The following is a 12,759-nucleotide window of genomic DNA, read 5'->3' on the forward strand; positions in this document are numbered from 1 at the left end:
GGAATTAACTCCGGGTATTAAAGCAATAAACCACATGGAAGTAACCTGTGGATGTAAAAAGTCGTACTAGTCTCAGTTTTTGTTAAAAAATTGTGTAGGATAAGCTGACTCGCTTTTAAGCCGGGCAGCGGAACATCTGCCCTGAATAAACAGACCGAAGCAGTAAGTGAGAGAACAATGTCGAATAAACCCTTCCATTATCAGGATCCTTTCCCCCTCAGTAAGGATCAGACCGAGTATTACCTGTTAACCCGCGATCACGTCTCCGTTTCTGAGTTTGAAGGACAAGAGATCCTTAAGGTGGATCCGCAGGCGCTGACGCTGCTGGCGCAGCACGCTTTCCACGACGCCTCGTTTATGCTCCGTCCTGCGCATCAGCAGCAGGTAGCCGATATTCTGAGCGACCCGGAAGCCAGCGAGAACGATAAATACGTTGCCCTGCAGTTCCTGCGTAACTCCGATATCGCGGCGAAAGGCATTCTGCCAACCTGTCAGGACACCGGCACGGCGATTATCGTTGGTAAAAAAGGCCAGCGCGTCTGGACCGGCGGCGGTGATGAAGCGGCGCTGGCCCACGGTGTTTACAACACGTATACCGAAGATAACCTGCGCTACTCGCAAAACGCGGCGCTGGATATGTACAAAGAGGTCAACACCGGCACCAACCTGCCCGCACAGATAGATCTCTACAGCGTCGACGGTGATGAGTACAAATTCCTCTGCATCGCCAAAGGCGGCGGTTCGGCCAACAAAACCTATCTCTACCAGGAAACCAAAGCGCAGCTCACCCCGGGCAAGCTGAAGAACTACCTGGTCGAGAAAATGCGTACTCTCGGTACGGCTGCATGCCCGCCGTACCACATCGCGTTTGTGATTGGCGGTACCTCGGCTGAGAGCACGCTGAAAACCGTCAAACTGGCCTCAACCAAATACTATGACGGTCTGCCAACGGAAGGTAATGAACACGGCCAGGCATTCCGCGACGTGCAGCTTGAGCAGGAGCTACTGGAAGAAGCGCGTAACCTGGGGCTCGGCGCACAGTTTGGCGGTAAATACTTTGCTCACGACGTGCGCGTGATCCGTCTGCCGCGTCACGGTGCATCCTGCCCGGTCGGCATGGGCGTTTCCTGCTCTGCGGATCGCAACATCAAGGCGAAGATCAACCGCGAAGGCATCTGGATCGAAAAACTGGAAAACAACCCAGGCAAATACATCCCGGAAGAACTGCGTAAAGCGGGTGAGGGGGAAGCGGTTCGCGTTGACCTCAACCGTCCGATGAAAGAGATCCTGGCCCAGCTTTCTCAGTACCCGGTGTCGACTCGCCTCTCTCTGAACGGCACGATTATCGTCGGCCGTGACATTGCGCACGCGAAGCTGAAAGAGCGGCTGGATAACGGTGAAGGGCTGCCGCAGTACATTAAAGATCACCCGATCTACTACGCAGGACCGGCCAAAACGCCTGAAGGCTATGCTTCCGGCTCGTTAGGTCCTACCACGGCGGGCCGTATGGACTCCTACGTTGACCAGCTGCAGGCCAACGGCGGCAGCATGATCATGCTGGCAAAAGGCAACCGTAGCCAGCAGGTAACGGACGCATGCCATAAGCATGGCGGTTTCTACCTGGGCAGCATCGGCGGCCCGGCGGCGGTCCTTGCGCAGGGCAGTATCAAGAGCCTGGAATGCGTGGAATACCCGGAACTGGGTATGGAAGCCATCTGGAAAATTGAAGTGGAAGATTTCCCGGCGTTTATCCTGGTGGATGACAAAGGTAACGACTTCTTCAAGCAAATCCAGTCGTCCCAGTGTTCAGCGTGTGTGAAGTAAGTTAAAACCTTGTCGGGTGGCGTAGCCGCCACCCGACTCCAAGAAGAGCGCACAAAGCGCCATAACGTTTCTCAGAAGTCATCAATACTTATCTCTTAAGCATGTGAGCAATCCCGACAGTGTTATCAAGGAGAAAGTAATGACAACGGTACGCCATGAGAAAGACTCTATGGGCGCAATCGAGGTTCCGGCTGACAAGCTATGGGGCGCGCAAACCCAGCGTTCGCTGGAGCACTTCCGTATTTCGACCGAAAAAATGCCCGTCTCGCTGATTCAGGCGCTGGCACTCACCAAACGTGCAGCGGCAAAAGTAAACCAGGATTTAGGCCTGCTGGGCGCAGATAAAGCCACCGCGATCATTAATGCCGCCGACGAAGTGCTGGCCGGTAAACATCCCGACGAATTTCCCCTCGCCATCTGGCAAACCGGTTCCGGTACCCAAAGCAACATGAACATGAACGAAGTGCTGGCGAACCGGGCAAGTGAACTGCTGGGCGGCGTGCGCGGCATGGAGCGTAAGATCCACCCGAACGATGACGTTAACAAAAGCCAGAGTTCCAACGACGTCTTCCCGACGGCGATGCACGTAGCGGCGGTGATCGCGATCCGCGAGCAGCTTATTCCGCAGCTCAACGTGCTCAAAACCACGCTCAACGAGAAAGCGCAGGCCTTCCGCGACATCGTTAAAATTGGCCGTACTCACCTGCAGGACGCTACGCCACTGACTCTCGGTCAGGAGATTTCCGGCTGGGTGGCGATGCTGGAACATAACCTGAAGCATATCGAGAACAGTTTGCCCCATCTGGCGGAGCTGGCGCTCGGTGGCACGGCGGTCGGTACCGGGTTAAATACGCATCCTGAGTACGCGGTGCGCGTGGCGAAGGAGCTTGCGGCCATTACCGGACAGCCATTCGTCACGGCGCCCAATAAATTCGAAGCGCTGGCGACCTGCGATGCGCTGGTTCACACCCACGGCGCGCTGAAAGGTCTGGCGGCTTCGCTGATGAAAATTGCCAACGACGTCCGCTGGCTGGCCTCAGGGCCGCGCTGCGGTATCGGTGAAATCAGCATTCCTGAAAACGAGCCGGGCAGCTCTATCATGCCGGGTAAAGTCAACCCGACCCAGTGCGAAGCCATGACCATGCTCTGCTGTCAGGTGATGGGCAACGACGTGGCCGTTAACCTGGGCGGCGCGTCCGGCAACTTCGAACTGAACGTCTATCGTCCGATGGTGATTCACAACGTGCTGCAATCTGTTCGTCTGCTGGCCGACGGGATGGAGAGCTTTAACGAGCATTGTGCGGTGGGCATAGAGCCAAACCGCGAGCGCATCAGCCAGCTGCTGAATGAGTCTCTGATGCTGGTCACCGCACTCAATACCCATATCGGCTACGACAAGGCCGCCGAGATCGCCAAAAAGGCGCACAAAGAGGGGCTAACGCTGAAAGCTGCCGCTCTGGCGCTGGGTTATCTAACGGAGGCGGAATTTGACGCCTGGGTTCGCCCGGAAGCGATGGTCGGCAGTCTGAAATAATCATCCCGCCACATACAGGTGCAGCCGCGGAATAATCAGCTGTAGCGGCTGCGCCTGAGGCCGATAACGGTGCTGAACATTTTCAGCGTCGTAATTCAGCAGCTCACCAATATCCGGCACGATGGCGCCCTGATCGGCATCATAAAGCGCAATCAGCGGCGTCGGGCAGGCATATTGTACCTGTTTTTGCTGACCGGAATACCAGACGCGAGCGATAGGCTGCACCTTTACCGGACGCTTAATTTTGAGGCGCGTATCCGCCGGTAACGAGGCGATGCTGTGATACTCCTGCTCCAGACGCTCAATCCACTGTTCACGCGACCACGGTGCAACGGTACGCGGTGCCTTAAGACTTTTTTCCAGCTGCGCCAGCACCTCATCCCGGGTGAAGTTTTTAATGATGTGCTTATTCGCCCAGCCGAAGCGTAGCGTGGCAGGGTGACGCAGTACGGTCAGCGTGCGGTAGGCATTAAGGGTAATTAATCCCGGAAGCTGGCGGTGCACCCACTCAAACCGGGCGGCCGGAGCGAGTCCGGACTCTTCGGTCACAATCTTCTCAAACGTTGCTTTCAGGGCGTTGATATGCGCAATCTGGTTTTCCAGCGCCTCGCGCGTGGTGGCATCGGTTTGCAGGCAGATCACGCCCGGCAGGCGCACGGCCGCCTTGCTGCTGCGCTGTTCCGACTGCTGCTGAATAAAAAGGTGGCGGTAGTGCTTCAGGGCCAGCTCAAGCGCGGCGCTGCCGATATGCTGCTTCACCTCAATGGCGTCGAGCGGATCGTGCTCCGCGCCTTTGGCGATATCGGGCAGGGTAAAGACGCGCGCGGCCAGCAGGCGGCAGGTTTGTAAACGCGCGGTCAGCGTCAGCAATTCGTGTTCTATTTCGCGGAACGTGCTGTTCAGCCGTTCGATGAGATCGTAGGTTGCCATAAACACTCTCATTAGTTACAACATACTTATCATATAGCACAGCACGCCGGGTCAGGCCAGCGTGCGGTTAAGGTCAGACAGGGACGGGAAGGGCGATGTTATGGTACACCGGCCAGTTAAAGCAGAAGCGTGCGCCGCCGAGTTCGCTCTCCTCACAATGCACCGTGCCGCCCATGGCCTGCGCAATAGAGTAAACAATGGCCAGCCCCAGTCCGCACCCGCCGGTGGCGCGATCGCGGCTAGGATCGAGGCGGACAAACGGTTCAAATACGGTTTCTCGTGCTTCCGGGGCAATTCCCGGTCCATCGTCTTCAACTGTCAGGCTTGCCTGGTTACCCTGCAAATCCAGTCCAATCTGAAGCGTACTTTCGCTGTAGCGCATGGCGTTGTTCAGCAGGTTATCAAGCACGCGCTCCATCAGCCGCATATCGAGCGCGCCGTAATCGCCGGGCGTGACGCGCGTCAACAGCGTGCGTTGCGGGTTCACGCTTTGGACATCATCAATATGGGTTTGCAGCCAGGCGGGCAGATCTGGCGCACTGAGGTTCAGCTCGTTTTGTGGGCGGTCGAGGCGCGCGTAGGTGAGCAGCTCTTCAATCAGCGCTTCAAGCTGACCAATATCGCGGTTTAGCGCGAGTGACTCCGCTTCTGTCAGATTCTCGCTCATCTCCAGACGATAACGCAGGCGAACCAGTGGCGTGCGCAGCTCGTGGGCAATACCGTCGATTAGCTGTTTTTTACTGGCGATCAGGGCATTAATATTATCGGCCATCTGGTTAAAGGCCACGCCCAGCCGTTCAAAGCTGGAACCGCTGTCGAAGTGAATGCGCTCGGTGAAATGCCCCTCGCCAAAACGCTGTGCGGCGGATTCCAGTTTCAGCATGTCCTGCCAGTGGGGACGCATCCAGATAAAGACCGGAAACGCGAGCGAAATGGCGATAAAGGCCATCAACGCCATGTCCAGCAGGCGCATCTGGTGAAGATAATAGAGATAAGGAACCGGCCCTACAGCCAGCACATAATGGCTGCGCGGAATACGCTGGATAAAGGTGTATTTCTCATCCAGCGCCACGATATCGCCATCGCGCAGGCGCTGCATTGCGGGCGGATCTAACTCGAAATCTTTTAATGGCTCGATGCGTAAATCAAATGACAGGTTCAGATCGAGTTCTTTGAGGGTGTTCGCCCAGTCGTGCGGCGGGATCTCTCTGAGTTCGCTCCGCATCAGATACAGCGAGCTTTTCATCAAATCGTCCAGCGACTGCCTGCCCGCACGTTCGGCGGTAAATTTATAGACCAGCCCGACCAGCATGGTCATGACCAGGAAGCAGACAAACAGTAAAAGATAAAACTGCACAAACAGCTTTTTCATTCCATCTCACCGGAAAAACGCGATAGGCAGAATATACATGAAAAACCTCACCTGTTTTCATGTCTGTGACGCCTCTTACATTGCGTGCGCACTTCTTTTGACCTTGGCGATGAGTTTTTCCGTGACGGCCAGGCCTTCCGCAATGTGCGTATCAATCACGTCCGTTCCGAAGTCCCTGATTAAGTCCAGGAGCATTTCGTAAGACTGAATCAGTTCCAGCAGGTCAAAGAGCGCTTTTAGGTCGGTACCTGAGGGGGAGGATTGCTTAAAGGTTAGCTGATTAACAATCCATTCAAGATTGGTTTTGATGGCTTCTACTTCATGGTAGCTATACATATTTCATAGGCTTAAATCCTCACTTCAAGATTTCATGGGAGGGAATGTGCGGAACAGGTGTAAGCAGGTAGCGGGGCCGGTGCGGCCTGAAGAAGAGACAATTGAACTTTAATTATGGATTAGATAGCGTGCTTAGCAAGTATTTGTTGCGCAAACGGGTAATTAAACGCGAGAAAGAGAAGGCATCGCGATGTAATGCCTTCATTTCGAGCATGTTTGGTTAGCCGGTGAGCGTAATCAGGTTTCCCAGGCGTGCGGGGCAAACAGATAACCTTTGTTACGCACGGTTTTAATGCGGTAGGGCTCGGTGGCATTATCCTGCAACTTTTTGCGCAGGCGCGAAATCGCAACGTCGACGCTGCGGTCCATGCCGTCATAGCTCACGCCACGCAGGTTTTTCAGCAGCGCGTCACGGTCCATGATTTGCCCGGCATGCGTTGCCAGTTCCCACAGCAGGTCAAAGTCGGCGGTGGAGAGGGCGATAAGCTCGCCGGAAAGCAGCACCTGGCGGTTGATCGGATCGATAGACAGCGTACCAAAACGCATCGCTTTGTGCGGCGTCAGAGAGGGGGCGGGCGATTCGCGTTCGACACTCGCGTGCTGGCGCAAATGCAGGCGCAGACGGGCAAGCAGAACGGCAGGCGGTGTGGTTTTCAGAATGTAATCGTTGGCACCCATCTCCAGCGACAGGATATGGTTCATATCGCTGTCCAGAGAGGTGAGCAACACGATAGGACCTTCCCAGCGGGCGCGCAGGTCGCGGCAGAGGGTCATGCCGTCTTTGCCAGGCAACATGATATCCAGCAGCACCAGGTCCGGGTTTTCACGGACGACCACCTCTTCGGCCCGATCGCCGCGAGGCTCAACAATGACGTCCATATCATGTTTGCCCAGATAGGCGGCGATCAACTGCCCGACTTCGGGTTCGTCTTCAACATAAACAATCTTATTCATACAACGTCTGTTTTCGTGAAAAAAGCCAACATACACCGCGGAACCTTAACCTTCCATTAATCTTTCAAAATTAACGCCGCTTCCGTTATTCTGGCTCATATTGTTATTTGATTGTTATAGGAAAAAGTATGGGGCTGATGATCAAAGCGGCGCTGGGAGCGCTGGTGGTGTTACTGATAGGCATTCTGGCAAAAACCAAAAACTACTATATTGCCGGGCTGATCCCGCTGTTCCCGACCTTTGCGCTTATTGCCCATTATATTGTGGCGTCTGAACGGGGAACCGAGGCGCTACGCACCACCATTGTGTTTGGTATGTGGTCTATCATCCCCTATTTTCTCTACCTGCTTTCGTTATGGTATTTCACCGGTTTTCTACGGCTTCCCCTGGCGCTGGGCGGGGCAGTGGTTTGCTGGGGGCTCAGCGCCTGGGTGTTAATTTTCTTCTGGAGCCGCTTTCACTAGCGTAACGGGCGGCCGCCGTCCACGGCAAAGGTTCTGCCGGTGACATAGCAACTGGTGAGCAGGTAATCCACAAGGTCGATCACCTCTTTCTCGCCTGGGGCTATTTTCATGAGCGACTTATTGAGCGCCTGCTGGCGATACTCCGCATCATCGTTTTCATTAAATAAAATCATCGCCGGAGCGATGGCATTCACCTTCACCTCAGGCGCGAGCTTGCGGGCGAACGAACGCGTCATGTTATCCAGCGCGGCTTTACTGGCCGCATAGGCGATGTGCTTGTCGCTGCCGCGTTCCACTACATAGTCGGTGAAGTGAATAATGTCCCCCGCAGCATGACCATGGCCACGCAGCAGATCCTGCAGGGCGTGGTTAAGCAGATAAGGGGCATTGACGTGGATCTGCAGCATCGCGGAGAGCGTTTCGCTGAGTGACGTGCCGGGTTTCTCGGCCCGCCAGGCGCTGGCGTTATGGATCACGGCGCGCAACCCCGTGGTGGTGGCTTTCACCTTCTCAGCAAAGGCCAGAATGCCCTCATCAGTGGAAAAATCGGCCTGAATACAGACGGCTCCGGCTTTGCGCAAACCCTCAATTGACGGGTATTCCGTACGGTAACTGACAATGACCGGATGGCGAAGGTTGAGAAAATGATGGGCGAGGGCGAGGCCGATACGGCGGCCTCCACCCGTGATCAGTATTGGGCGAAGCGGTGTATTTCCCATCGTATTCTCCTTTACAGTTCAACAATGGGAAAGACGAGGGCTATCCCATTAACATCCAGGTTGCCGGAACGGCAGCAACCAGTAACAGTCCGATTAAGGCCATCTCACGCCGTCTCAGCGCGTTATCCAGCTGATGCGTGCGGCGGGCGTAGATAAACACCAGCAGACCCGGCGCATACAGCACTACCGACAGCAGCAGATGCATAGGCCCGGAAGCATACAACAACCACAGACCGTAAATACAGGCCCCGATACCCACGATATAATGCGCCGGACGCGTGGCGATTTTTAACAAATACGCGCCCACTAAGAAATAGGGTACCAGAATCATCTCTGAGGCGATGGTCAGCAGGGTGTTATAGTCTGAACCTGTGAGCCAGATCAGCACCAGACAGACCTGAACGCTAATATTGGTCAGCCAGAGAGACGCTGAAGGGGCATTATTTTGGTTTTGACGGGCAAACAGGCGTGGAAACGCTTTGTGCGTCGCGGCCAGGAACGGCACTTCAGCCGCCATGATGGTCCAGCTCAGGTACGCGCCGCAGACGGAGACGATCAATCCCGCGGCAATCACGACGTCACCCCACGGGCCAAGCATTTTCACCATCAGCCCGGCCATTGACGGGTTACGCATTTCGGCCAGTTCAGGACGCGCCACCACGCCCAGCGACAGCAGCGTGACCAGCAGATACACGCCCAGCGCCGCCAGGACGGCCAGCAGCGTGGCACGGCCCACATCACGTTTGTTGCGCGCGCGGGCAGAGACCACGACTGCCCCCTCAACGCCGATGAATACCCACAGGGTGATCAGCATCGTGTTTTTCACCTGCTCCCAGACCGGAACGCCCAGCGCAATGCCGCTGAAATCAAGCGTAAACACATCAAGACGAAACGCAATAAAGGCCAGTACGATAAACAGGCCGAGCGGCACCAGTTTCGCCAGCGTTGCCACCAGGTTGATGCTGGCGGCGGTCTGGACGCCGCGCAAAATCAGCCAGTGAACGACCCAGAGCAGCACCGAGGCACCGACAATTGACTGCCAGGTATTGCCGTCACCAAACAGACGCAGTTCAGGCGTATCGGTAAAGAAGCTGAGCGCTGAGAAAACGATCACCAGATAGGAGACATTGGCGATCACCGCGCACAGCCAGTAGCCCCAGGCGGAGCAGAAGCCGATCAGCTCGCCAAATCCTTCACGCGCATAGGTGAAAATACCGCCGTCCAGATCGGGGCGAATGCGGGTGAGCAGCAGCATGGCAAACGCCAGCAGCAATATCCCGACGCCGGTAATCCCCCAGCCGATGAGTAACGCGGCGGGGCTTGCGACGGCAGCCATGTTCTGCGGTAAACTGAATACGCCCGCACCCAGCATTGAGCTTAAAACGAGTGCAGTCAGAGCACTCAGGCCAAGTTTCTTTTCCATTGGCTTCCTGTTATGAAAAGTCCCAATCCAGAATAATTATTTCGCTGCGGCGCATAAAAATGGTGGATTACACTAAGGCGCGGGATTTTACGGAGTGTCACGAAAGCATGCAATGATGTGTGGCAGAAATTCGAAAAAAGTAACAAAAAAAGGCGGCATTGCGCCGCCTTTGGTCAATGATTTTGTTACTTGTACAGATCGGCGCTGATGGTCACGTTGTTACCACGTTCCTGCCACTGGCGGGTGATATGGTAATACTTCGCCCCTTTCTTCGCCGCACGCTTCGCGACCTGGTAAGAGACTTCCGTCATGTTGCCGTAGTTGCCGGTAAACTTGATGCTGTCGAACGGCACCATCTGTGCAGCAGTGGCTTTGTTCAGCTCTTCAATTTTGGTGCCGTCTGGCAGCGTCACGGAATAGCGGCCACCTTTCGTGGATTGCGTTTCAAAGAAACGGCCCACTTCTGCGCTTGGCGCCGCAGTCGTCGCTACGCCTGGAATTTCAACTTTCTTCGCTTCTTCGCCGCCTTTCGCTATCGCCGCGCGACCCGCTTCGGAGTCAGCAGGGATGGCATCCGGGCTCTGCAGAACGCGTTTCTTCGCATCTTCTTTATAGATGAATGCGGTAATACGCTGGTTGCCGCCCTGGTTAGCATCCACCTGGCGCACGATATAGAACGAGTAGGCCCCTTTCTCTTTCGCGGCTTTGGTGATGGCATCGTTCACTTCAGGCTGGCTGCGATAGAAGCCCTGAACGGTAACGGTGTCGTACGGTTCCAGCTCAATTGCCTGATCTTTTGGCAGCTCAACGATACCGTTAATCACACGGTTTTTCGGTGCGTCTGCTTTTGGCGCATTGTCTTTATACAGCGCAATGGTTACGCGCTGGTTGCCGCTGTTGCCATAATCAGACTGGTCAACAACGTAAAACGAGGCCGCCCCGTTTTTATCAGCGGCTTTTGATGCGGCGGCGACGGCATCGCCAATAGAATTATAACGACCCACAATGACCGTATGGTCAAAAGGTTTTAACGCTGCCGCTTGCTCTGGCGTTAACTCTGTTGCGGCATTCGCAGACAGGGCGGTCGCACAGAGAAGTGCGGACGCCAGGAGTGTGTTCTTAAGCTTCATAAAAATAATCCTTCGCCTTGCGCAAACCATGTACTGGTATTGTTGTTAATTTGAGACGGCCCCGATTATGGCATTTAAAACCCGTCGCTGTCTGCGCCATTTTTCACTGCCTGTGCTCACTGAATTAACGAATTCGATAACATTTAGTGATATGTTGAAAAAACAGGCGTTTGACAAGTAAAACTGATAAAGCATATGACTTTTACAAGTTAATTTAATGTTAATAACTTGTTCTCTTATGGCGCTATATCATGTTTTTACCGCTTCGCTTGCGCTATTTATCGGTTCTGGCGATGAATTTAAGGTAAATATCACTGTCAGTGACGCCGATCGCTTATTTTTCACAGATAAAGTAAGAAATAGTGTTTTCTGGCGGTAGATCACGGGCGCTATTTTCAGTAGGTTATAGACAGTTTGTTACTGTTTTATTTTCCGGGGTTAATCATCTCTCATCGCTATGAGAATGGCGAAAATTGATACAAACCGCGGGCATTTATCGACAAACCATCATCAAAAACCGATGGAAGGGAAAACTATGCGTATTGGGGTACCAAAAGAACGGTTAGCCAATGAAACCCGCGTAGCGGCAACACCGAAAACGGTGGAGCAACTGCTTAAGCTGGGTTTTACCGTCGCGGTTGAAAGCGGCGCAGGCAAACTGGCGAGTTTCGATGACGAGGCCTTTATCCAGGCGGGTGCGGAAGTGGTGGACGGTGCTGAAGTCTGGCAGTCGCCGGTTATTCTGAAGGTTAACGCACCGGAAGAGAGTGAGATTGCGCTGCTGAATCCGGGCACCACGCTGGTGAGCTTCATCTGGCCTGCGCAAAATCCAGCGCTTATGGAGAAGCTGGCTGCACGTGGCGTGACCGTGATGGCGATGGACTCCGTGCCGCGCATTTCGCGCGCGCAGTCGCTGGATGCCTTAAGCTCCATGGCTAACATTGCGGGTTATCGCGCGATTGTGGAAGCGGCTCACGAATTTGGACGCTTCTTTACCGGTCAGATCACCGCGGCGGGGAAAGTCCCTCCGGCAAAAGTCATGGTGATTGGTGCGGGTGTCGCAGGGCTTGCCGCAATCGGTGCGGCAAACAGCCTCGGCGCTATCGTGCGCGCATTTGATACCCGTCCGGAGGTGAAGGAACAGGTCCAGAGTATGGGTGCCGAATTCCTTGAGCTGGACTTCAAGGAAGAAGCGGGCAGCGGTGACGGTTACGCGAAAGTCATGTCCGAAGCCTTTATCAAAGCCGAAATGGAACTCTTCGCCGCTCAGGCGAAAGATGTCGACATTATTGTGACCACCGCGCTGATTCCGGGTAAACCTGCGCCGAAGCTTATCACCCGTGAGATGGTGGATTCCATGAAGCCGGGCAGCGTGATTGTCGACCTGGCGGCGCAAAACGGCGGTAACTGTGAGTACACCGTTGCTAATCAGGTGACGACCACCGCCAACGGCGTGAAGGTGATCGGCTATACCGATCTGCCAGGCCGCCTGCCAACGCAGTCGTCTCAGCTGTACGGCACCAACCTGGTTAACCTGCTGAAGCTGCTGTGCAAAGAGAAAGACGGAAACGTCACCGTTGATTTCGACGATGTCGTGGTGCGCGGTGTTACCGTTGTCCGTGATGGTGAAATCACCTGGCCGGCACCGCCGATTCAGGTTTCTGCTCAGCCTCAGGCCGCGCCGAAAGCGGCACCAGAGCCAAAAGAACCCGCTAAACCGGCGTCTCCATGGCGTAAATACGCCATCATGGCGCTGGTCATTATCCTGTTCGGCTGGCTGGCTGACGTCGCGCCGAAAGAGTTCCTCGGCCACTTTACCGTCTTCGCGCTCTCCTGCGTGGTCGGTTACTACGTGGTGTGGAACGTCTCCCACGCGTTGCACACGCCGCTGATGTCGGTAACCAACGCCATCTCCGGGATTATCGTGGTCGGGGCGTTACTGCAGATTGGTCACGGCGGCTGGATCAGCTTCCTGAGCTTTATTGCGGTGCTGATCGCCAGTATCAATATTTTCGGTGGTTTCACCGTGACTCAGCGCATGCTGAAAATGTTTCGTAAAGGCTAAGGGGTAGC

The 12,759-nt window shown here is 54.9% G+C and carries 11 protein-coding genes; 4 read left to right on the plus strand and 7 right to left on the minus strand.

The features are described from left to right. The first annotated feature begins 177 nt into the window (after positions 1–177). Positions 178–1,824, plus strand: a complete 1,647-nt coding sequence (gene fumA, locus ACOTY9_RS01020) for a class I fumarate hydratase FumA (RefSeq protein ID WP_348565555.1) — start codon at positions 178–180, stop codon at positions 1,822–1,824. Positions 1,825–1,963: 139 nt separating this feature from the next. After that, positions 1,964–3,358, plus strand: coding sequence for a class II fumarate hydratase (fumC, locus tag ACOTY9_RS01025; RefSeq protein WP_045134979.1), 1,395 nt, complete (start codon positions 1,964–1,966; stop codon positions 3,356–3,358). Here the strand turns inward: fumC and tus are convergent, their stop codons facing one another. The 4 genes from tus to rstA all read right to left on the minus strand — a co-directional run bounded on the left by tus (position 3,359) and on the right by rstA (position 6,950). Then, entirely contained in the window at positions 3,359–4,288 is a 930-nt protein-coding gene (tus, locus tag ACOTY9_RS01030; RefSeq protein WP_050862540.1) for a DNA replication terminus site-binding protein, read from the minus strand. A gap of 73 nt (positions 4,289–4,361) precedes the next feature. After that, entirely contained in the window at positions 4,362–5,660 is a 1,299-nt protein-coding gene (rstB, locus tag ACOTY9_RS01035; RefSeq protein ID WP_014883593.1) for a two-component system sensor histidine kinase RstB, read from the minus strand. A gap of 75 nt (positions 5,661–5,735) precedes the next feature. Then, positions 5,736–5,996, minus strand: a complete 261-nt coding sequence (locus ACOTY9_RS01040) for a hypothetical protein (protein ID WP_014883594.1) — start codon at positions 5,994–5,996, stop codon at positions 5,736–5,738. Positions 5,997–6,233: 237 nt separating this feature from the next. After that, positions 6,234–6,950 (minus strand): two-component system response regulator RstA, encoded by a 717-nt coding sequence (rstA, locus tag ACOTY9_RS01045; RefSeq protein ID WP_032636775.1) that lies wholly within the window; start codon positions 6,948–6,950, stop codon positions 6,234–6,236. A gap of 128 nt (positions 6,951–7,078) precedes the next feature. Between rstA and ACOTY9_RS01050 the strand changes: the two genes are divergently transcribed. Next, positions 7,079–7,414 (plus strand): GlpM family protein, encoded by a 336-nt coding sequence (locus ACOTY9_RS01050; RefSeq protein WP_032640070.1) that lies wholly within the window; start codon positions 7,079–7,081, stop codon positions 7,412–7,414. On the opposite strand, the gene folM is transcribed toward ACOTY9_RS01050, so the two are convergent. From folM to ydgH, 3 genes are all read right to left on the minus strand, one after another. Then, positions 7,411–8,133, minus strand: coding sequence for a dihydromonapterin reductase (gene folM / locus ACOTY9_RS01055; protein ID WP_014883597.1), 723 nt, complete (start codon positions 8,131–8,133; stop codon positions 7,411–7,413). The two genes, ACOTY9_RS01050 and folM, sit on opposite strands and share 4 nt — an antisense overlap. Positions 8,134–8,173: 40 nt before the next feature. After that, complete coding sequence (locus tag ACOTY9_RS01060) at positions 8,174–9,556, minus strand: amino acid permease (protein WP_348565554.1); 1,383 nt, start codon at positions 9,554–9,556, stop codon at positions 8,174–8,176. Between the two features lie 185 nt (positions 9,557–9,741). Next, positions 9,742–10,686 carry a DUF1471 family protein YdgH gene (gene ydgH / locus ACOTY9_RS01065; RefSeq protein WP_014883599.1) on the minus strand — a complete coding sequence of 315 codons (945 nt, stop codon included), beginning with the start codon at positions 10,684–10,686 and terminating at the stop codon, positions 9,742–9,744. Between the two features lie 535 nt (positions 10,687–11,221). On the opposite strand from ydgH, the gene pntA reads away from it, so the two are divergent. Continuing rightward, entirely contained in the window at positions 11,222–12,751 is a 1,530-nt protein-coding gene (pntA, locus tag ACOTY9_RS01070; RefSeq protein WP_023330268.1) for a Re/Si-specific NAD(P)(+) transhydrogenase subunit alpha, read from the plus strand. Positions 12,752–12,759 lie beyond the last annotated feature (8 nt).

The organism is Enterobacter cloacae complex sp. SHL012 (assembly GCF_049237505.1).
GTDB lineage: Bacteria > Pseudomonadota > Gammaproteobacteria > Enterobacterales > Enterobacteriaceae > Enterobacter > Enterobacter kobei.